This is a genomic window from Pseudomonas linyingensis, from assembly GCF_900109175.1.
GTDB classification, from domain to species: Bacteria; Pseudomonadota; Gammaproteobacteria; order Pseudomonadales; family Pseudomonadaceae; genus Geopseudomonas; species Geopseudomonas linyingensis.
This window is the reverse complement of the sequence record NZ_FNZE01000009.1, coordinates 22,849-43,080: the sequence shown is the minus strand read 5'-3', so window position 1 is coordinate 43,080 and position 20,232 is coordinate 22,849. Positions and strand designations below refer to the sequence as shown.

At 65.4% G+C, this 20,232-nt stretch carries 16 protein-coding genes; 8 read left to right on the top strand and 8 right to left on the bottom strand.

Going from position 1 to position 20,232, the window contains the following annotated elements; genetic code table 11:
* Positions 1-41: 41 nt before the first annotated feature.
* Positions 42-773, top strand: a complete 732-nt coding sequence (locus BMZ19_RS12220; protein WP_090311284.1) for a hypothetical protein — start codon at positions 42-44, stop codon at positions 771-773.
* Positions 774-815: 42 nt separating this feature from the next.
* Positions 816-2,054: a transporter gene (locus tag BMZ19_RS12215; RefSeq protein WP_090311282.1), complete on the top strand. Its 1,239-nt coding sequence runs from the start codon at positions 816-818 to the stop codon at positions 2,052-2,054.
* Between the two features lie 57 nt (positions 2,055-2,111).
* On the opposite strand, the gene BMZ19_RS12210 is transcribed toward BMZ19_RS12215, so the two are convergent.
* From BMZ19_RS12210 to BMZ19_RS12200, 3 genes are all read right to left on the bottom strand, one after another.
* Positions 2,112-3,413 (bottom strand): sigma-54 dependent transcriptional regulator, encoded by a 1,302-nt coding sequence (locus BMZ19_RS12210; protein ID WP_090311280.1) that lies wholly within the window; start codon positions 3,411-3,413, stop codon positions 2,112-2,114.
* A 161-nt stretch (positions 3,414-3,574) separates the two neighbouring features.
* Complete coding sequence (nfuA, locus tag BMZ19_RS12205; protein ID WP_090311278.1) at positions 3,575-4,159, bottom strand: Fe-S biogenesis protein NfuA; 585 nt, start codon at positions 4,157-4,159, stop codon at positions 3,575-3,577.
* Positions 4,160-4,279: 120 nt separating this feature from the next.
* Positions 4,280-6,550 carry a fatty acid cis/trans isomerase gene (locus BMZ19_RS12200; RefSeq protein WP_090311276.1) on the bottom strand — a complete coding sequence of 757 codons (2,271 nt, stop codon included), beginning with the start codon at positions 6,548-6,550 and terminating at the stop codon, positions 4,280-4,282.
* A gap of 212 nt (positions 6,551-6,762) precedes the next feature.
* Between BMZ19_RS12200 and metH the strand changes: the two genes are divergently transcribed.
* Positions 6,763-10,455 (top strand): methionine synthase, encoded by a 3,693-nt coding sequence (gene metH / locus BMZ19_RS12195; RefSeq protein WP_090311275.1) that lies wholly within the window; start codon positions 6,763-6,765, stop codon positions 10,453-10,455.
* 84 nt (positions 10,456-10,539) lie between these two features.
* Here the strand turns inward: metH and BMZ19_RS12190 are convergent, their stop codons facing one another.
* Positions 10,540-10,836: a DUF1883 domain-containing protein gene (locus tag BMZ19_RS12190; RefSeq protein WP_090311273.1), complete on the bottom strand. Its 297-nt coding sequence runs from the start codon at positions 10,834-10,836 to the stop codon at positions 10,540-10,542.
* A gap of 107 nt (positions 10,837-10,943) precedes the next feature.
* Here BMZ19_RS12190 and BMZ19_RS12185 point away from each other — a divergent pair, with 107 nt between their 5' ends.
* Positions 10,944-11,519 (top strand): hypothetical protein, encoded by a 576-nt coding sequence (locus tag BMZ19_RS12185; protein ID WP_090311272.1) that lies wholly within the window; start codon positions 10,944-10,946, stop codon positions 11,517-11,519.
* Positions 11,520-11,793: 274 nt separating this feature from the next.
* Complete coding sequence (locus BMZ19_RS12180; RefSeq protein ID WP_090311270.1) at positions 11,794-12,189, top strand: GFA family protein; 396 nt, start codon at positions 11,794-11,796, stop codon at positions 12,187-12,189.
* A 19-nt stretch (positions 12,190-12,208) separates the two neighbouring features.
* Here BMZ19_RS12180 and BMZ19_RS12175 read toward each other — a convergent pair whose 3' ends face one another.
* Positions 12,209-12,673, bottom strand: a complete 465-nt coding sequence (locus tag BMZ19_RS12175; protein WP_090311269.1) for a YMGG-like glycine zipper-containing protein — start codon at positions 12,671-12,673, stop codon at positions 12,209-12,211.
* 371 nt (positions 12,674-13,044) lie between these two features.
* On the opposite strand from BMZ19_RS12175, the gene BMZ19_RS12170 reads away from it, so the two are divergent.
* From BMZ19_RS12170 to BMZ19_RS12160, 3 genes are read left to right on the top strand one after another with little or no spacing between them, the layout of a single operon-like run.
* Positions 13,045-14,109, top strand: a complete 1,065-nt coding sequence (locus BMZ19_RS12170) for an Lnb N-terminal periplasmic domain-containing protein (RefSeq protein WP_090311267.1) — start codon at positions 13,045-13,047, stop codon at positions 14,107-14,109.
* Between the two features lie 41 nt (positions 14,110-14,150).
* Positions 14,151-16,397, top strand: coding sequence for a patatin-like phospholipase family protein (locus BMZ19_RS12165; RefSeq protein ID WP_212633227.1), 2,247 nt, complete (start codon positions 14,151-14,153; stop codon positions 16,395-16,397).
* Between the two features lie 49 nt (positions 16,398-16,446).
* Positions 16,447-17,862, top strand: a complete 1,416-nt coding sequence (locus BMZ19_RS12160) for a DUF2252 domain-containing protein (RefSeq protein WP_090311263.1) — start codon at positions 16,447-16,449, stop codon at positions 17,860-17,862.
* A 34-nt stretch (positions 17,863-17,896) separates the two neighbouring features.
* Here the strand turns inward: BMZ19_RS12160 and BMZ19_RS12155 are convergent, their stop codons facing one another.
* From BMZ19_RS12155 to BMZ19_RS22810, 3 genes are read right to left on the bottom strand one after another with little or no spacing between them, the layout of a single operon-like run.
* Complete coding sequence (locus BMZ19_RS12155) at positions 17,897-18,904, bottom strand: ABC transporter substrate-binding protein (protein WP_170847754.1); 1,008 nt, start codon at positions 18,902-18,904, stop codon at positions 17,897-17,899.
* 45 nt (positions 18,905-18,949) lie between these two features.
* The gene (locus BMZ19_RS12150) at positions 18,950-20,023 is read right to left on the bottom strand and encodes a hypothetical protein (RefSeq protein ID WP_090311260.1); all 1,074 of its coding nucleotides are present in this window, start codon (positions 20,021-20,023) and stop codon (positions 18,950-18,952) included.
* Between the two features lie 31 nt (positions 20,024-20,054).
* On the bottom strand, positions 20,055-20,180 hold the full coding sequence (locus tag BMZ19_RS22810; RefSeq protein ID WP_280142157.1) for a hypothetical protein: 126 nt from the start codon (positions 20,178-20,180) through the stop codon (positions 20,055-20,057).
* Positions 20,181-20,232: the final 52 nt, after the last annotated feature.

Sequence of the window (20,232 nt, the reverse complement as noted above, 5' to 3'; positions counted from 1 at the left end):
ACCATTCTGACATCACGGACAGGAAGTCTTCGGAGGTCGACATGAAGATTCATGCCTTGCTGGCTGCCAGCTGCATCGTCGCCAGCCTTTCCGTCCAGGCCAGCAACCCGATGCAGCCGGTCGAGCTGAGCGACGCGGAACTGTCCCAGCTGCGCGGCCGCTATGTCATGCCGGGACGCATCATCCACTTCGGCGTCACCATGAGCAGCCAATGGGAGAACGCCAACGGCCAGGTGCTCGGCGGTTCGGTGCGCATGAACGTCAGCGAAGGGATGTTCCAGCCGCAATTCAATGTTTCGATCATCACGGAAAACGGCGACCGCAACGCCCCCTTGGCCGGCAGCGGACAGATCTACGGCGGCGACGGCCTGGCCAGCGTGAATGGCGTGACGCAGAGCATCCGCTCGGCCGGTGACTTCAACAGTGCCGCCAACAGCTTCGCCATCAACGTGAAGCGTGGCAACACGGCGCCTGAGGCGGCATCCGCCGGGCAGCAGTTCGCCAATAGTATCGGCAGCACCAATGCCGGCAATGTCCAGATCAGCGCGAGCAACGGCGGCTTCAGCATCGCCATCGACGCGCTGGGCCAGGGCACCAGCCGGCAGCAACTGGGCGGGGGCGGCCTGCAACAGCTCACCAACATCGGCGGCGCCGGCAATATGGTCAGGAACCTGACCGAGCTGGATGTAGTGCTGCGTGACAGCCCGCTGCCGACCCATTCGATGAGCGGAGTCCTGGATCAAGTACGTGCCCTGCGAACTTCAGGTTACTGATCTACGCTTCGAGAAGACTTATAAACGCGACAGGGATTTCCCATGCTTCACTCATTCTCTCTTCGCGTGGCTGTGGGGATAGCTGCCCTGCTCCCTGCGGCCCTGCACGCAGCCACTGACGCCGAACTGCAGGCCCTGCAACAGCAACTGCTCGAACTGCGCCAGCGCTACGAGGCCCAGCAGCGAGCCCTGATGGTGCTGGAGCAGCGGGTACGCGAGGTCGAGGCCCAGCCCGCCGTACCGCAGCCACAGCGTCTCGCCCGCTCGCCCGCCACCAGCCAGCCCGCCTCCGGATACGGCGAAAGCCTGCGTGAGGACAACACCCCGTCGCGCAGCGTCGAGGACATCTACGACAAGGCCAGCGGCTTCTTCGGCGAAGGGCGGTTCAGCCTGGAAACCGGCCTGACCTACAGCCACTATGATGCCCGTCAGCTGGGCCTCAACGGCCTGCTGCTGCTCGATGCCATCTTTCTCGGCAACATCAACGTCGACAAGATCCGTTCAGACAACTTCACCCTCGATCTGACCGGCCGCTACAACCTGGGCAACCGCTGGCAGTTCGACCTCAACCTGCCCGTCGTCTACCGGGAGTCCACCTACGAATCCACCGGAGCCAGCGGCTCCACCGAGCAGGTCTCCTCGGAAAGCGTCGACGGCGACCCCAGGCTCGGCGACGTCAGCTTCGGCGTGTCCTACAAGTTCCTCGACGAGAGCAACTGGGTGCCGGATACGGTATTCAGCCTGCGGGTCAGGGCACCCACCGGCGAGGATCCCTACGGCATCAAGCTGAGGCAGTCGCCCGGCAACGACAACCTCTCGGTACCGGAAGACCTGCCGACCGGCAACGGCGTCTGGGCCGTTACCCCGGGGGTCGCGCTGGTCAAGACAGTGGATCCGGCCGTGCTGTTCGCCAACCTGTCCTACACCTACAACTTCGAGGAGTCGTTCGACGACATCAGCCCCGTCGAGAACCAGAAGGTGGGCGGCAAGGTCAGGATGGGCAACTGGTTCCAGTACGGCCTGGGTACCGCCTTCGCCCTCAACGAGCGCATGAGCCTGTCCTTCTCCTACTCGCAACTGGTCAGCCAGAAGAGCCGCATCAAACCCGATGGCGGCGACTGGCAAACGGTCGCCAGCAGCGATGCCAATGCCGCCTACTTCAACATGGGCATGACCTTCGCCCTGACCGACCAGCTGACCATGGTGCCCAACCTGTCGATCGGCCTGACCGAGGACGCACCGGACTTCTCCTTCAGCCTCAAGTTCCCCTACTATTTCTGAGTACATAGTCAAAGGCCTCGGACGGGATCTCTCCCGGCCGAGGCCTTTTCCTGTGCGTTAGCGAATCCCGTGCTTGTTCAACAGCCGGTAGAAGGTCGGCCGCGACACGCCCAGCGCCCGGGCCGCGCGACTGAGGTTGGCCGAGTACTGGCGCAGCACGTCGCTCAGCGCCTGCTTCTCGGCCTGCATCTTGTAGTTCTCCAGGCTGTAATCCGGGCTCGTCGGTACGCCAACTCCATGAAACCCCAAGTCCTGCGCCTCGATCTGCCGTCCCTCGGCCAACACCAGGCCGCGGCGTACACGGTTGGCCAGCTCGCGCACATTACCCGGCCAGGCGTACTCGCCCATCGCCCGCAGCGCCTCCTCGCTGAACGAGCGTGGACGCCGGGCGACCTCGTCGGCGTACAGCCGGGCAAAATAGCGGGCCAGCTCCGGTACGTCCTCCAGGCGCTCACGCAAGGGGCTGGTATGCACCTGCAGGACATTCAGCCGGTAATAGAGGTCCTCACGGAAACGCCCGCGCTCAACCGCCTGTTCGAGATCGATGTGGGTAGCCGCCAGCACCCGCACATTGACCTCGACCGGCTGGTTGCTGCCCACCCGCTCGATCTGCGCCTCTTGCAGGAAGCGCAGCAGGTTGGCCTGAAGATCCAGCGGCAGGTCGCCGATCTCGTCGAGGAACAGGGTACCGCCATGGGCCGACTCGATCCGACCGATCTTGCGCTGGTGGGCACCAGTGAAGGCCCCCTTCTCGTGACCGAACAATTCGGACTGGATCAGTTGCTCGGGAATCGCACCACAGTTGATCGCCACGAAGGCCTGCTCGGCGCGACGCGACAGGCGGTGCAGGGCGTGGGCCACCAGCTCCTTGCCGGTCCCGCTCTCGCCGCGGATCAATACCGGCGAATCGGTCGGTCCGAGCTTGCCGAGCAGCTTGCGCAGCTCGCTCATGCACAATGAACTGCCCAGCAACTCGTCATCGCCCTCGACCTGCTCCGCACGGCGCAGCGAAGCCATGCCCAGTGCGTGGCCCAGGGAGTTCAGCAGCCGCGTACGGTCGAACGGCAACGTGTGAAAATCGAAGCACCACTCGCCAACGAACAGGCCAAGGCTGCCGTCCAGCGAGGTATCCGGCGGCAGGGCGGCGATCCATTGCGTCGGCGTACGCCGCAACAGTTCGCCAATCGTGTCCAGACAAGGTCCCAGGCGTATCAGCCCGACATCGGCCTGACGCGCTAACGCCTCGTCCAGGGAGCAGGTCTCGACTTCCCAGCCGGCGTTTTGAATTTCGGAAAGAAGGGGATTCAATTCATCGGAAAGGTCGACGGCGAGTAGTCGACGAAGCATTGACTTGTGCATGTTCCATCCTGGTTATTCGCTAATACGTCCCGAAGGAAGATTGGCGTTGCACAGATGAAACTAGCAAACCGCGAAAGACCGACTTAGATGCTTTCCTGATAAACGAAATTACGAAGGGCAGCGGCCCGCCCTTCGCATCCCGAATCAAGAATGGGCGTCACTCAGTAGTACGCGTTTTCCTTGTTGCTGTGGTCGGTGACGTCACGCACGCCCTTCAGTTCGGGGATGCGCTCCATCAGGGTCTTCTCGACGCCATCCTTGAGGGTGGTGTCGACCATGCCACAGCCCTGGCAGCCGCCGCCGAAGCGCAGGATGGCCACGCCTTCGTCGTCGATGTCGACCAGCGAAACCATGCCGCCGTGGCTGGCCAGGCCCGGGTTGATCTCGGTCTGCAGGTAGTAGTTGATGCGCTCGGGCAGCGGGCTGTCCTCGTTGACCATCGGCACCTTGGCGTTCGGCGCCTTGATGGTCAGCTGGCCGCCCATGCGGTCGGTGGCGTAGTCGACCACGGCATCCTCGAGGAAGGGTACGCTCACCGCATCCAGCCAGGCGGTGAAGTCCTTCAGCGCCAGCGGGGTGTCCTCGGCCTTCTGCTCGTGGGGCTTGCAGTAGGCGATGCAGGTCTCGGCGTACTGGGTGCCCGGCTGGGTGATGAAAACGCGAATGCCGATACCTGGGGTGTTCTGCTTCTGCAGCAGATCGGCCAGGTATTCCTGAGCCGATTCGGTGATGATGATGTTGCTCATGGCGACTCCTCGCAAATATGGGCGCAGTGTACGCCATGCCGGGGCGCGGATAAAGTCCCAGCGTTTTAGTAGGAATAAGCCGCAGACCCGTCGGTGCGCGCACCCTGCGGCCGACCGGGCCTACAGGTTCTGATAGCGGTTCATGTCCAGCACCCCCGTCTCCACCGGCTGCGTTTCGCGGATGTGTGCGCTCAGGTCGTGAAACAGGTTCCAGTAGCGCGGATCGCTGCGGCGCACGCCCCAGCGCTGCACGATCAGGTCGAAGTCGGCGGCGCTGCGCGCCTGCTGCAGCGAGGCCACGAAGGCATTCACCTCCCCTTCGCGCAGGCTGAACAGGAAGTTGGGGTAGCTGCTCAGCACTTCGGGGTACAGGGTCAGGGTGTCCTTCTCCGGCTGGTAGCGCAGCGACTCGCCGAGCATGAAGGCCACGTTGCTGTGCGCGCGGTTGCGCAGCAGGCTGTAGACCTCGCGCTCGCCGCCATCCAGCTCGACACGCAGCAAGGTCGCCTCGGGCAGGAACTCGATGGCCGGCAGCTCGGCCAGCGGCCTGGCTGCCAGCGCGCTCAGGCGCTGGTCGATCTGCCGCACGGCGGGGGCGGCCTTGGCTCGATAACAGCGCCCGTTGCTGCAGCGGTTGAGCGGATCGGGACGGGCATTGAGGGTGCCATAGCGTTCCAGCAGCAGCGCGGCGAAGGCGCCCTTCGGGTCGTCAGACGGCAGACGCAGGCCAGTGGGGGTCTCGGCATCGATGCGCTCGTAGTTCAGCCACAGCTTGAGCAGACCACCCTCCTGGTACCAATCGTGCAGGATCGCCTGGCGCGCGTCCGGCGGCATCAGGCGCAGGAAGTTCTGCTCGGCGCCGTTGCGGATCAGATCGAAGTACAGCCGGGTCTGCGCCTGGTGGGAGACATTGCCGAACACGTCGAAGTTGACCACCAACTGGTAGTAGGTGCGCTCCAGCAATGGGAAGTCCAGCCACCACAGGGTCTGCGGCACTGCACCGATCAGGCCCTTGCGCACCGAGGCGCTGTCGTGCTGGCGGAAGATGCTCAGCAGCGCATTGTCGTTGCCGGCCCAGACATGCGACCAGCTCGGCCAGGGCTGGTGCGAGTAGGCCTCGCTACGCGCCCGCTCGTAGGCGGACAGCTTGCGCCGGTAGTCGTGCCAGACCATTGGCAGGCGGGCCAGGTCATCCTCCTGCCCCGGCAACGCCAGCAGCGGCGTGACCCGCTCGCGGTAGTCGGCATCCAGCAGGTAGAGATCGTGAGCCGGCGCCTGGAACAGCGTCCAGAAGTGGTCGCGGATCACGTCGGTGGCGATCTGCCCGCGACACACCGGGCCGCGGATGAAGGTGCGCACGAAGTACTCGGCGTCATCCAGCATGAACTGGTAGCGCGCCTGCGCCGGGATGGCGGCGAAGGTCTCGAACGGATTGGCGCGGCGCTGCGGACCGTAGCCGGGCACGGCATCCGTCGTCCAGTCGCCCGCGAAGAACAGCTCTTCGACCCGCGCTAGCTTGCGCGGGCTCAGGGCGTAGGTGATATGGGTCTTGTGGACGATCACGCCCTGCACCGGACGCAGCCGATAGAAGAAGCGCGCCCCCGGGTCGTCGTTGGGCCGCCGGGTGGCGATCACGTCCACAGGCTCGCCGCTGGGCGTGCGCGAGCGCACCAGCTCGAAGAACCGGCCACCGGCGCCGGCATCGAAGTAGAGGTGCGCGATGAACAGGTGCTCATAGAGCCAGCGCGCCACCAGTTGCTCGCGCGCGCCGGGGCGATTGAACAGCGCCTCCCACTCGGCGATCTGCGCCGCCTCGGAGGCATTGGCGAGCACCGGCTCGCCATCCAGCCGCGCGCCCTCGGCCAGCCAGCGGCGCAGGGTGGCGTACTCGGCATCGCTCAGCCCGCTGACCGCGAAGGGCATGCCCGCACCGGGATTGCGGCGGGCGAAGTCGTCGAACTGCTCGGGCGTCGGGCACTGGTTGTCGCGGTAGATGCCGATATCCAGGTCATCCGGCAGCCGGGCGCCAGGCACGGGCGCATGGGCGCGACCCAGCTCGAGCATGCGCGCCACCAGCGCGGCATCGCCGCCAGCCAGCACCGAATGGAAGCCGCTGGCGCGCCAGCCCTCCTCCGTCCGCGCATCGACGAACAGCCGCGTGGTCGCCTGCGCCTCGATGCGCTTGCCGTTGTAGACCGCTACCGACGTGGCACCGCGCTGGGCACCTGCAGCGCTGCCGAGGTTGAGCTGGCAGGGCGCGTCGTAGCAGGCATGGCAGGCCACGCACTTCTGGGTGAGGATCGGCTGCACCTCACGGGAATACGACACCGGCGCAGCGGACAGCGGCAGGCTGAGCAGGAGGCTGGCCAGCAGCAGGAAGAAAATGGGCATGGGGCTGTCCGTGGCAGGGAATGGAGCATTCTAAGGCCACTACCTGTGGGAGCGAATTCATTCGCGACCCTGGCGGCCGGTCGCGAATGAATTTGCGCCTGCAGAGCAGCCCCAACTTGAAGAAAATTCATGGCCAAGCCCCTGCCGCTCCAGAACCATGCAGCTTTGCTATCATTCCCGCCTTTACGATCCACCCTCTCCAGGTAGTCCCCATGTCCGATCGCGCCGCCCGCCTCCAGGCCCTCCAGCACGCCCTCCAGGAACGCATCCTGATCCTCGACGGCGGCATGGGCACCATGATCCAGAGCTACAAGCTGGAAGAAGAGGACTACCGTGGCGAGCGTTTCGCCGACTGGCCGCAGGACGTCAAGGGCAACAACGACCTGCTGCTGCTCAGCCGCCCGGACGTGATCCAGGCCATCGAGAAGGCCTACCTGGACGCCGGCGCCGACATCCTCGAGACCAACACCTTCAACGCCACCCGCGTGTCGCAGGCCGACTACGCCATGGAAGCGCTGGTCTACGAACTGAACGTCGAAGGTGCGCGCCTTGCGCGGGAAGTGGCCGACGCCAAGACCGCCGAGACCCCGGACAAGCCGCGCTTCGTCGCCGGCGTGCTCGGCCCGACCAGCCGCACGTGCTCGCTGTCCCCGGACGTCAACAACCCGGGCTATCGCAACGTCACCTTCGACGAGCTGGTGGAGAACTACACCGAAGCCACCCGCGGCCTGATCGAGGGCGGCGCCGACCTGATCCTGATCGAGACCATCTTCGACACCCTCAACGCCAAGGCGGCGATCTTCGCCGTGCAGCAGGTGTTCGAAGAGGAAGGCGTCGAACTGCCGATCATGATCTCCGGCACCATCACCGACGCCTCCGGCCGCACCCTGTCCGGGCAGACCACTGAAGCGTTCTGGAACTCGGTGCGCCACGCCAAGCCGATTTCCGTGGGCCTCAACTGCGCCCTCGGCGCCAAGGATCTGCGCCCGTACCTGGAAGAGCTGGCCACCAAGGCCGACACTTTCGTGTCCGCCCACCCCAACGCCGGCCTGCCCAACGCCTTCGGCGAGTACGACGAGACCCCGGCGCAGATGGCCGCGGTGGTCGAGGAGTTCGCCGCCAGCGGCTTCCTGAACATCATCGGCGGCTGCTGCGGCACCACCCCGCCGCACATCCAGGCGATTGCTGAAGCGGTGGCCAAGTACCCGCCGCGCGCCATCCCCGACATCCCCAAGGCCTGCCGCCTGTCGGGCCTCGAGCCGTTCACCATCGACCGCAGCTCGCTGTTCGTCAACGTCGGCGAGCGCACCAACATCACCGGCTCGGCCAAGTTCGCCCGCCTGATCCGCGAGGAGAACTACACCGAGGCCCTCGAAGTCGCCCTGCAGCAGGTGGAAGCCGGCGCCCAGGTGATCGACATCAACATGGACGAGGGCATGCTCGACTCGAAGGCGGCCATGGTCACCTTCCTCAACCTGATCGCCGGCGAACCGGACATCTCGCGCGTGCCGATCATGATCGACTCCTCCAAGTGGGAAGTGATCGAGGCCGGCCTCAAGTGCATCCAGGGCAAGGGCATCGTCAACTCGATCTCCATGAAGGAAGGCGTCGAGGCGTTCAAGCACCACGCCCGCCTGTGCAAGCGCTACGGCGCCGCGGTGGTGGTGATGGCCTTCGACGAAGCCGGTCAGGCCGACACCGCCGCGCGCAAGCGCGAGATCTGCCAGCGCAGCTACGACATCCTGGTCAACGAAGTCGGCTTCCCGCCGGAAGACATCATCTTCGACCCGAACATCTTTGCCGTGGCCACCGGCATCGACGAGCACAACAACTACGCGGTCGACTTCATCGAGGCCTGCGCCTACATCCGCGACCACCTGCCCTACGCGCTGACCTCGGGCGGCGTGTCCAACGTGTCGTTCTCGTTCCGCGGCAACAACCCGGTGCGCGAGGCGATCCACTCGGTATTCCTGTTCCACGCCATCCAGAACGGCCTGACCATGGGCATCGTCAACGCCGGCCAGCTGGAGATCTACGACGAGATCCCCAAGCAGCTGCGTGATGCGGTCGAGGACGTGGTGCTCAATCGTAACGACGGCGCCACCGAAGCGCTGCTGGCCATCGCCGACCAGTACAAGGGCGACGGCAGCGTCAAGGAAGCCGAAACCGAGGAGTGGCGCAGCCTGCCGGTCGGCAAGCGTCTCGAGCACGCGCTGGTCAAGGGCATCACCGCCTTCATCGTCGAGGACACCGAGGAGTTCCGCCAGCAGTGCGCGCGGCCCATCGAGGTCATCGAAGGCCCGCTGATGAGCGGCATGAACGTGGTCGGCGACCTGTTCGGCGCCGGCAAGATGTTCCTGCCCCAGGTGGTCAAGTCCGCCCGGGTGATGAAACAGGCGGTGGCCCACCTGATCCCCTTCATCGAGGCGGAAAAGGGCGACAAGCCGGAAGCCAAGGGCAAGATCCTCATGGCCACGGTGAAGGGCGACGTCCACGACATCGGCAAGAACATCGTCGGCGTGGTGCTCGGCTGCAACGGCTACGACATCGTCGATCTGGGCGTGATGGTGCCGGCGGAGAAGATCCTCCAGGTCGCCAAGGAAGAGAAGTGCGACATCATCGGCCTGTCCGGCCTGATCACCCCGTCGCTCGACGAGATGGTCCACGTCGCCAAGGAAATGCAGCGCCAGGGCTTCTCGCTGCCGCTGATGATCGGCGGCGCCACCACCTCCAAGGCGCACACCGCGGTGAAGATCGACCCGCAGTACAGCAACGACGCGGTCATCTACGTCACCGACGCCTCGCGCGCCGTCGGCGTGGCCACCACCCTGCTGTCCAAGGAAATGAAGCCGGCCTACGTCGCCAAGCTGCGCGAGGAATACGCCGAGGTGCGCGAGCGCACCGCCGCGCGCAGCTCGCGCACCGAGCGCCTGAGCTACGAGAAGTCGGTGGCCAACAAGCCGCAGTTCGACTGGACCGGCTACCAGGCCCCGGTGCCCTCCTTCACCGGCGTCAAGGAACTGGACGACATCGATCTCGCCACCCTGGCCGAGTACATCGACTGGACGCCGTTCTTCATCTCCTGGGACCTGGCCGGCAAGTTCCCGCGCATCCTCACTGACGAGGTGGTCGGCGAGGCGGCCACCGCGCTGTACGCCGACGCCCAGGCGATGCTCAAGAAGCTGATCGACGAGAAGCTGATCAGGGCCAAGGCGGTGTTCGGCTTCTGGCCGGCCAACCAGGTGCAGGACGACGACCTGGAAGTCTACGGCGCCAACGGCGAGAAGCTGGCCAGCCTGCACCACCTGCGCCAGCAGACCATCAAGCCGGACGGCAAGCCCAACCTGTCGCTGGCCGACTTCGTCGCGCCCAAAGAGTCCGGCGTGACCGACTACATGGGCGGCTTCATCGTCACCGCCGGCATCGGCGCCGAGGAACTGGCCAAGGCCTACCAGGACAAGGGCGACGACTACAACTCGATCATGGTCAAGGCGCTGGCCGACCGCCTCGCCGAAGCCTGCGCCGAGTGGCTGCACAAAGAGGTGCGAACCCACTACTGGGGCTACGACAAGGGCGAGCAGCTGTCCAACGAGGAGCTGATCAAGGAGCAGTACAAGGGCATCCGCCCTGCCCCCGGCTACCCGGCCTGCCCGGACCACACCGAGAAAGGCACCCTGTTCCAGCTGCTCGACCCGCAGGGCACCAGTGGCGTGACCCTCACCGAGCACTACGCCATGTTCCCCGCCGCCGCCGTCAGCGGCTGGTACTTCGCTCACCCGCAGGCGCAGTACTTCGCCGTGGGCAAGGTCGACAAGGACCAGGTGGAGAGCTACTCGAAGCGCAAGGAGCAGGAGCTCAGCGTGACCGAGCGCTGGTTGGCGCCGAATCTGGGTTACGACGACTGACGTACCGCCCGGCAGAAACAATGAGACCCGCCAGAGCGGGTCTCATTGTATTTGGGCAGGTCACATCGAGCCGCTGTCTGCTGCTCAGTGATCCGTCTTGGCCCGCCGGATCTTGATCGAATACTCCAGCTTCGGCTTGCGCGTCACGCTGATCGGGCGGCGGGTGACGGTGTCGAGGGTGATGTTCCAGAAGCCGCTGCTCGGCACGTTGATCCTCGCCGGGAAGCGATCGAAGTGACCGCCGATGTAGTTGTGCCGGGCGCCGTTCTTGAAGGAGCGGAAGTTGGAGTCGTTCATCAGGCGGATGTTGCAGGGTTGCGAGCTCTCGATGACGATCAGGTCGCCCTCGTTGAGCTGCTCGCGTTGGTGAATGAATTTCATCGGTGGTTCCAGAGCACGTTGCAAGGCGCGGAACATAGCACGAAGTCGCTGCTCTCGCTGCGCTGCCGCGGTTAAACTCGGCCTCCTCCTCCACGCCCCCGTGAGCCATGAACCTGCAGCGCCTTTTCAAACTGACCGTATGGCTGGCCGGCCTGTGGCTGGCGTGGATCGTGCTGACTCCCTCGCCGCAAACGACCCAGGTGAACGGCGACCTGGCTGGCGGCCAGCTGCAGCTCGGCAATCATCGCCTGCAGGCACTGCAGCCCTTCCAGCTCGAGGAGGCCCTGGTGCTGGGCCGCGAGGACTACCGCTTCGACCGCGGCGCACAGGTCTCGCCCACCGATCTGGCGCTGGGTTGGGGACCCATGGCCGACCTGGGCATATCCCGACAGATCGAGATCCGCCAGAGCAACCGCTGGTACTACTGGTGGGCCGACGAGTTGCCAATCCCGCGACGGGAAATCGAGAGACACAGCGCCAACATGCACATGATCCCGGCCAGCGCCGCAGTAGCCGCCACGCTGGACAGCCTGCAGGAAGGCGCACGCATCCGCCTGTCCGGCCAATTGGTGCGCGTCGACGGCGATGACGGCTTCCGCTGGGTCAGCTCCCTGAGCCGAGAGGACACCGGCAGTGGCGCCTGCGAGCTGGTCTGGGTCGAGGAATTGGCGGTGTTGCCGTGATCGCGCCTGAACCAGCCCGGTAATCCGCAAGCGCGCATGGCGGGCTTGGGAATACCGCCACACGACAAGGAACCGTCATGCGCCTGCTCCGCGATATCCGCCGCAACGAGTGAGACAGTCCGACGCGTCATCCCACCGCCACCCTGGCACCGGCCATTGCCCGATCCTTCCGGTCTGGTATTGGCCGATAGAACTGCGTTATAAGCAAACTCCTCAGGGATCTCCCGCAGTCGGCGGGAGCCGGCCCGCAACGTCCAACCCAAGGAGTGCTCCCATGCTGAAAGGCAGTTGCCTGTGCAACTCGGTGCAATACGAAATCCACGGCGAGCTTGGCCCCATCGTGATGTGCCACTGCTCCCGCTGCCGCAAGGCCAACGGCTCGGCCTTCGCCACCAATGCCCCGGTGAATGCCGCCGACTTCCACCTCATCCACGGCCAGAATGCGCTTGCCGAATACCAGTCCTCGCCGGGCGTGTTCCGGGTGTTCTGCGGCAAGTGCGGCTCGCCGCTGTACAGCCGCCGGCCGGCCATGCCGGAGCTGCTGCGTCTGCGTATCGGCACTCTGGATACCCCTATCGAGGGCCGGCCGACCGCGCACATCTTCGTCGGCTCCAAGGCCGAGTGGTGCGAGATCCTCGACGAGCTGCCGCAGTACCCAGAGCGCCCATAGCCCACGGCAAAGCGCCAGCTCAGGGGGTCACCTGATACCCGCGCTGCTGCATGCAACTGGTATAGGCAGAGGAAGCTGCCGCACTGTTCTGCTCGGCATTGCGGCGATCTTCGCGGCGATCCCGGCGCTGCCGGGAGCCGCCGACTACCGCCCCAGCTGCCGCCGTCTCCCTGGCCTGGTTCTGCCGGTACTCCTGCTGGATGTCCTCGTCGACGCGGTCATACACCTCCTCATGCTGGCGTCCACGCACTTCGGCGGCTGCCGCACCTGCAGCCGCGCCGGCAACTGCGCCACGGGCACGTCCCCCGGTCTGCGGGCTCGTCGTACTGCTGCTTGTGCTGCCGGCCTGGGACTGGCAGGCACTGATGTCCTGCTGGATGGTCTCGGGAGACTGACCCTGGAGCGGTGTCACCGTCTCGGCAGCGGCGGGAAGACACACCATCGGGAAGAGCGCGGCTATGCAGGGGACGAAGAATTTTTTCATGGCAGGCACCACTTCGGTTGTAGCGGGTTTGGCGAGGCCAACTCCTAACTGGTAAAGCATAGTCCAGGCGTTTGGAACCCGAGCTGATCAGGCGAACCCTCTCGCCGCTGTGGACGGGAACGACGATATGCGCCGCTCGTCTTGCCTTCGACAGTGCTTCCGAGGCCACCGCCCAGCCTCCAGCCACCAAAACTGCAGTCCGCGATTGGACATGCCACATAAACCCGCCAGACTTCCAATAGTCAGTAGTGGCCTGTCTCGTGGGTTCGATTAGTCCATTTAGATTCATGCGCGCACGCCAGCGCACTACCCTGAGCCGTACAGATCACCAGCAGTGGATAATGCACCTACCATCACGGCGGAGGCCGTTCATGAGAAAAGCTCGGATCCGCAGCGTCATCATCGTCGGCCTGGTGCTGCTCGGCTTGCTGATTGTTGCTGTCGGGTGCTGGGGCGTGCTGGCCATCCTGTTTTCGGGGCCACCCGACGAGACACTGCGCAACGGCCTGGCTGCGGCCTTCGGCCTCGCCTCGCTGGCCACGTTGATGGCCCTGGCCTTGCGCCGCTGGCGCTGGCGCGCCCTGGGCAGCTACCTCGCCGTGCTCGTGGTGCTGGGCGTCTGGTGGCACGGCATCGAGCCTTCCAACCAGCGCGACTGGCTGGCGGACGTCGCCGAGCTGCCGCATGCCTCCATCGAAGGCGACATGATCACGGTGCACAACATCCGCAACTTCGAGTACCGCAGCGAAACCGACTACACCCCCGCCTGGTACGACAAGCGCTTCGACCTGCGCAAGCTGCAAGGGGTGGACCTGGTCGCCGTTTACTGGATGGGCCCCGCCATCGCCCACATTTTCCTCAGCTTCGACTTTGGTGGCGGTGATCACCTGGCGGTGTCCATCGAGACGCGCAAGGAAAAGGGCGAAGGCTACTCCACCCTCAAGGGCTTCTTCCGCCAGTACGAGCTGTACTACGTGGTGGCCGACGAGCGCGACGTGATCCGCCTGCGCACCAACTATCGCCGCGACCCACCGGAAGATGTCTACCTGTACCGGCTGCAGGGCGATCTCGAGAACGGCCGGCGCCTGTTCCTCGAGTACATGAAGCGCATCAATGCGCTGCACGAGCGCCCGGAGTTCTACAACACCCTGACCACCAACTGCACCACCGTCATCTGGATGAACACCCGGGTCAACCCGAGCCACCTGCCCTTCGACTGGAAGATTCTCGCCAGCGGCTATCTACCGGAATACCTCTATGAGCAGGGGCGCCTGGAAACCCACGGCCTGCCGTTCGCCGAACTGCAGCAGCGGGTACACGTCAACGCCCGCGCCCAGGCCGCGGATCGTGCAGCGGACTTCTCCACGCGCATCCGCGAGGAGATTGCCCCGTCACCCGCCAACGTAGCCGGCGACGACATCGATACAGAGCAGTGAGCGGCACCATTCGCGACCAGCGCAAACAGGGAGTAATGGGGATGCAATTTCGTGATCGGTTTGCCCTTGTCGTCTTATCACTGGCGCTGTCCGCCATGTCACCTGCCATGGCCGTACCGGCGGACAGCGTTGTCCCATCCCCATCGGCAGGCAGTCTCAAACGGCCAAGGATCTGCCTGGTTCTCTCCGGCGGCGGCGCGCGGGGCGCGGCGCATGTCGGGGTGATCAAGGTGCTCGAAGAGTACCGCGTGCCGATCGACTGCATCGCCGGCACCAGCATGGGGGCCCTGGTCGGCGCCTCCTACGCGACCGGCACCTCCACGGCGGAAATGGACACCATCCTCAAGACCATCTCCACCGAGCTGCTGTTCAAAGAGGACCCGCCGCGCCAGGAGCGCGCCATGCGTCGCAAGGAGGACGACTACGGCATCCTGTTCACCCCCGAGGTCGGCCTGGACAACGGCCAGGTCAAGTTCGGCAAGGGCATCGTCACCGGCGTCCAGCTCGAGACCGTGCTTCGCCGGCTGAGCAAGGCCAAGGGCCACTACCAGTTCGACAACCTGCCCATTCCCTACCGTGCCGTGGCCACCGACCTGGTCACCGGCAAGGCCGTGGTGTTCCGCGACGGCGAGCTGGCCAACGTGATGCGTGCCAGCATGTCGGTGCCCGGCGCGGTCGCCCCGGCGGAGTTCGGCGGCATGATCCTGGTCGACGGCATGCTGACCAGCAACCTGCCGATCCAGACTGCCCGCGAGGAGATGGGCGCCGACATCGTCATCGCGGTGAACGTCGGCACCCCCCTGCTTACCCGCGAGCAGCTCAGCGGCATCTTCGGCGTCACCGGACAGATGCTCAGCATCCTCACCGAGCAGAACGTGCAGGCCTCGCTCGCCACCCTGCAGCCGCAGGACATCCTCATCTCCCCCGAGCTCGGCGACTTCTCCACCGGCGATTTCGACCATCTGGAGCAGATCGCCCCGATCGGCGAGGCGGCGGCGCGCCAGGTCGCCGACCGGCTGGCCCGCCTATCCCTGCCGGCCGGTGAATACGCGGCGCTGCGCCAGGGCCAGACGGTCACGGTGGCGCCCGACCTGCGTCCGGTAGACGAGATCCGCTTCGAGAATCTCAAGCACGTCAACCCGAAGACCGCCCAGGCGGCCATGGACACCAAGCCCGGCGAGAAGATCGAGCAGGACACCCTCGACAGCGACATGCGCCGCATCTACGGCACCGGCGACTTCGAGCACGTCAACTACCGCTTCATCGAGGAACCTGGCAAGCGCATCCTCGCCGTGGACGCCGTGGAGAAATCCTGGGGGCCCAACTACCTGCGCTTCGGCCTCGGCCTGTCCAGCGACTTCAGCGGCGACGCCTTCTTCAACATCCTCGGCAGCTACCGCAAGACCTGGCTGAACGAGCGCGGCGCCGAGTGGCGCACCGACGTGCAGCTCGGCCACACCAGCGGCCTGTATACCGAGCTCTACCAGCCCTTCAGCGCCACCAGCCGCTTCTTCGTCGCCCCGCATGCCGCCGTCGAGCGACGCACCGCCGACCTCTACCGCGACGACGACCGCGTGGCCAGCTACGAGATGACCTCCATGCTCGGCGGGGTGGATGTGGGCAGCCAGTTCAGCCGCTACGGCGAATTCCGCCTCGGTGCAGTCGGCGGGCGCCTCAAGCCGCAACTGGACACCGGGCCGGAAAGCCTGTCGCCCGGCGAGTCGCGCATCACCCAAGGGGCCTTGCGCGCCCGGCTGAAGCTCGACCAGCTCGACAGCGTGCGCTTCCCTCGCTCGGGCTGGCGCGCCGGTGCCTTCGTGTTCGACTCCAGGGACTCGCTCGGCGCGGATGACGAGTACACCAAGTGGGATGCCGACGCCAGTGCAGTCTACTCGTTCGGTAACCACACCCTGAACTTCGCCGTGAAGGTCGGCGACAAGGCCGGCAGCAATCCCCTGCCGCGCTACGACCAGTTCCAGTGGGGCGGCTTCCTGGTTGGCTCGGGCTACGCCACCGGCCAACTAGTGGGCGAGGAACTGAAATTCGGCCGGGTGATGTATTACCACCGCATCCTCGAAGGCAGCATCTTCGAGGGCGCCTACAGCGGGTTCTCCCTCGAGGCCTCCCAGATCGGCAATCCGCTGGTCCCGGGCAACACGGAGGACTGGCTGAAATCCGCCAGCGTCTTCATCGCCGCCGACAGCCCGCTCGGTCCGGTGTATCTGGGCTACGGGCGTGCGGAAGACGGCAACGACAGCTTCTATTTCTATCTGGGTCTACCGTACTAGGTGGCTGCGAGCATCGATCAGCAACACCCTACCAACACAGGAGGCGGACATGGCGGACAAGAAAAAAGCCAGCGACAAGAGCAAACACCACGCCGAACATGATGCAGAGGAGGCGCCCGTCTTTCGCTCCCGCGACGAGCGCATCGCCGCCGGGCGTGCGCTGCGCGAGAAATTCCCACGGGCCGAGCATGCCGCCTGGCAACCGCCGGCCAAGGGCCGCGACCCCATCGCCATCCTCGAGAAGTCCAACAAGGACCGCCTGAAGGAGCTGGTGCCGATCCGCTACGGGCGCATGCTGCGCAGCCCCTTCACCTTCCTGCGCGGCTCGGCCGGCCTGATGGCCCACGACCTGGCGACCATGCCCAGCACCGGCATCCGCGTGCAGGCCTGCGGCGACTGCCACCTGCTCAACTTCGGTTTCTTCGCCACCCCCGAGCGCAACCTGGTGTTCGACATCAACGACTTCGACGAGACCCTCCCCGCCCCCTGGGAGTGGGACGTCAAGCGCCTGGCCGCCAGCTTCGTGGTCGCCGGGCGCGACAACCGGCTGTCCGACGAAGAGGCCCGCGATGCCGCGGTGGAATGCGTGCGCGCCTACCGGGAAAACCTGCGCGAATATTCGAAGATGAGTCCGCTGGAGGTGTGGTACTCGCGCCTGGACGTGGACACGCTGATCGAGATGGCGCCCGACGACAAGGCCCGCAAGTTGCGCCAGCAGTTGGCCGACAAGGCCCACGAGCGGGTCGACGAGAACATCTTTCCCAAGATCGTCGCCCAGGTGGCCGGTCAGCACCGGCTGATGGACCAGCCACCGCTGCTGTTCCATGTGAACGAAGCGGACTTCGAGGAACGGGCACGCCAAGGGCTGGCCGACTACCGGATGTCGCTACCCGAGGAGAGACGCGTGCTGCTCGACCGCTATCGCCTGCACGACTTCGCCATGAAGGTGGTGGGCATCGGCAGCGTCGGCACCCGCTGCTTCGTCGCCCTGTTCTTCTCCGAGGAGAACCATCCCCTGCTCCTACAGTTCAAGGAGGCCTGCCCCTCGGTGCTGGAGCCCTATGCCGGCAAGAGCCGCTACGAGCTGCAGGGCCAGCGGGTAGTGACCGGCCAGCGGCTGATGCAGTCGTCCAGCGACATCTTCCTCGGCTGGGCACGCGGCAAGCAGGGCCACGACTTCTACGTGCGCCAGTTGCGCGACATGAAGTTCTCCCTGCCGGTCGAGGGCTGCAGCGCGGTGCAGCTCAAGCGCTACGCCGAGGTCTGCGGCTGGACCCTGGCCCGCGCCCACGCCAAGGCCGGCGATGCCGCGACCATCAGCGGCTACCTGGGCAAGGCGGACAACTTCAACGAGGCGCTGGGCGACTTCGCCGTCGCCTACGCGGACCAGACGGAAAAGGACCACGCCGCCCTCGTGGAGGCCGTGAACTCCGGACGACTGCAGGCGCTGGTCGAGGAGGAGTAGTTCCTCGCCACGACAAACCGTTTCGAGCGAAGCCTCAGCGGCCGGCTTCCCGCGCTTGCAGGGCCTCGCCGATCACCGATACATCGAGGATGTTGCGTACATCCACTTCCTCGGCGATGACCTCCTCTTCGAGCAGGAAGGTCACCAGATAGCTGAGGCGGCGATGAAACTCCGCGTTCTTGACCAGCGAATAGCGATAGCGAGAGTCCACCCAGAGGGACAGATCGGGCGGCGGTGAGCTTTCGTAGATTGCCTCGGCCCACTCCTCCTTGATGCCCATCTCCCGAGCCAGCGACCGGATGCCAATCTCCGGATTCTCCTGCATGACCTCGCTGGCCAGCAGCAGCGCGCGCAGAAAGCGCACCGCCGCTTCGCGGTTGCTTCCGAGCCACTCGCGGCGGGCCGCGTAGACCGACACCGAGGTGTAGATGCCCATCGCCCCCTCGGTCACGATGAGTCGACCTTTGGCTTCGTGCACCATTTTCTGCAGCCAAGGCTCCCAGACCATGGCGGCGTCGATCCGCTTGCCGGCCAAGGCACTCAGTTGCTCGGCCGGAGTCATGCCCAACAGCTCGACTTGATCGCGGCGGATGCCGAGCTGGCGCAGGGCCATCATCAGTCCGAAGTGGGCCGTCGAGCCGCGGAAGAAACCGATGCGCTTTCCGGCCAGGTCGGCGACCGTTGCTATGCCACTGCCATCGCCGGCGACCAGGCCCTCGCCATAGGCATTTTCCGGGTTGATCCCGACGACCACCCAGTCGACCCCCTGGCTGAGCCCACCGATGAAGGGCACGCTACCGATGGAGGCCACGTCGATACGCTTCTCCCGCGCCGCGGCGATCATCGGCGGCCCGGCGACGAACTTGACGAAATTCGGCCTCAGGCCTACCCGCTCGAACAAGTGCAGATCCCTGGCCACCAGCAGCAGCCAGTCGGTGTTCGACTGGAAACCGATGCTGATCGGCAGCGCGCCGCGAACGGTTGACCGCGGTCCGGCGCGCACCGCTTCCTGCCCCGCCAGGAGCAGCAGGATGAGCAGCATCGCTATTGCAGGCCTGCACCGCATTTGCGCTCTCCTTTGGTCGCCTCAACGGGTCGTCGGAATCGTCAGGATTGGCGCCGCTTCATTGCTTCGGGTCTCCACGAAGGTGAAGAGAAACATGATGGACGAGAAGATCTGCTTGGAAGGGATATCCCGGTTGTCGATGTAGAACCAGTAGCCCTGATAGGGCACTGCCACGAAGGGGTCGACGGGAGGTTCTGCTGAGCTGCCGATCCGGATCAGCGGAGGAATCGCCCCGCTGGGGCCGATATCGCCCTCCGCGGTCGGCCGCACCCGCTTCTCCGCCACATGCGCCTCGGGCACCGAGATGTACGAGGCGATGTCGACGAGAATCTCGTAGATCGAGCGGGTCAGCAGGGCGATTTCCCGGTCGTGGCTGGCCACGGTGCCGTAGATGACCTGATACTCCCGGGCGCTGGAATCCAGGCCCAGCAGCTGCGCCACATGGCGCAGTGCGCTTTCCTCGGCGGCCGCGGTCCTCGGGCGGAAGATCATCTGCAGCTTGGGCTCGCCCTCCCCCTGCTGCAGACGCATGCCGATGTCGCCCGACGATTGCAGCCGCTCGAGGCTCGGCAGCAGGGCGTAGAACTCGGGGTTGGCCCGGCGCACGAACAGGCGGCCGACTCGTCGGTTGTCGATGCCGTTCACCGACTGCACCGAGGTGCGGAATACTTCCTCCACCGGGTTGCCGGCCTGGATGATGTTGAGGAGCACCGCGGGGGGAATCGGCGTCATCAGCGAACGGGCGAAGCGTTCGCCGCTCATTGGCGCGTAGGTGACGGTCGGGCTGTCGTTGAAGGTGGCCCCGGCCGACAAGCCTGCGGAGCTGGTGATGACCGGGGTGCCGTCAGTTTGATTGACCGCTGCAGCCGCGCCGAAACTGCGCGGGAACGAGTAGCCGGCGACGATTTGCCCGACCTCAAGGAACACCGGTGCGTCGGCGTAGCGGATCTTCACCAGATTCAGCAGCATCTGGCTCTTCCACGAATCGCCCACGGCCACCGAGTAGTCGAGGCGGTCGCGCGCCACCGTACCCGGCCCGATACTCGTGCAGCCAGCGCAGGCCAGCCAGATCGCTGCCACACCGAGTGCCGCCACCGGGACTCCTTTCATCACGCATGCCCTCCGACTAGCGGGTCAGCCAGAACGCGCCGCGGGCCTTGACGCTGTCCATGACCTCGCCCGCCTGGGCGTCTCCCAGCCAAGCAGCCACAAGCCACGTCAGGGCCAGCACAAATCGCCAGCGCTCGAGCATGGCTACCTCATCGCAAGGGACAACGCCCCCTAGCCCCGCCCACCCTGTTCAT

Excerpts from the sequence above, each read along its gene's own strand:
- BMZ19_RS12175 (WP_090311269.1), bottom strand. The coding sequence starts at position 12,673 with ATGAAAAAATTCTTCGTCCCCTGCATAGCCGCGCTCTTCCCGATGGTG.
- BMZ19_RS22810 (WP_280142157.1), bottom strand. The coding sequence starts at position 20,180 with ATGCTCGAGCGCTGGCGATTTGTGCTGGCCCTGACGTGGCTTGTGGCT.
- BMZ19_RS12210 (WP_090311280.1), bottom strand. The coding sequence starts at position 3,413 with ATGCACAAGTCAATGCTTCGTCGACTACTCGCCGTCGACCTTTCCGAT.
- BMZ19_RS12200 (WP_090311276.1), bottom strand. The coding sequence starts at position 6,550 with ATGCCCATTTTCTTCCTGCTGCTGGCCAGCCTCCTGCTCAGCCTGCCG.
- BMZ19_RS12185 (WP_090311272.1), top strand. The coding sequence starts at position 10,944 with ATGAACCTGCAGCGCCTTTTCAAACTGACCGTATGGCTGGCCGGCCTG.
- BMZ19_RS12170 (WP_090311267.1), top strand. The coding sequence starts at position 13,045 with ATGAGAAAAGCTCGGATCCGCAGCGTCATCATCGTCGGCCTGGTGCTG.
- BMZ19_RS12160 (WP_090311263.1), top strand. The coding sequence starts at position 16,447 with ATGGCGGACAAGAAAAAAGCCAGCGACAAGAGCAAACACCACGCCGAA.
- BMZ19_RS12165 (WP_212633227.1), top strand. The coding sequence starts at position 14,151 with ATGCAATTTCGTGATCGGTTTGCCCTTGTCGTCTTATCACTGGCGCTG.
- nfuA (WP_090311278.1), bottom strand. The coding sequence starts at position 4,159 with ATGAGCAACATCATCATCACCGAATCGGCTCAGGAATACCTGGCCGAT.
- BMZ19_RS12215 (WP_090311282.1), top strand. The coding sequence starts at position 816 with ATGCTTCACTCATTCTCTCTTCGCGTGGCTGTGGGGATAGCTGCCCTG.
- BMZ19_RS12155 (WP_170847754.1), bottom strand. The coding sequence starts at position 18,904 with ATGCTGCTCATCCTGCTGCTCCTGGCGGGGCAGGAAGCGGTGCGCGCC.
- BMZ19_RS12180 (WP_090311270.1), top strand. The coding sequence starts at position 11,794 with ATGCTGAAAGGCAGTTGCCTGTGCAACTCGGTGCAATACGAAATCCAC.
- BMZ19_RS12190 (WP_090311273.1), bottom strand. The coding sequence starts at position 10,836 with ATGAAATTCATTCACCAACGCGAGCAGCTCAACGAGGGCGACCTGATC.
- metH (WP_090311275.1), top strand. The coding sequence starts at position 6,763 with ATGTCCGATCGCGCCGCCCGCCTCCAGGCCCTCCAGCACGCCCTCCAG.
- BMZ19_RS12220 (WP_090311284.1), top strand. The coding sequence starts at position 42 with ATGAAGATTCATGCCTTGCTGGCTGCCAGCTGCATCGTCGCCAGCCTT.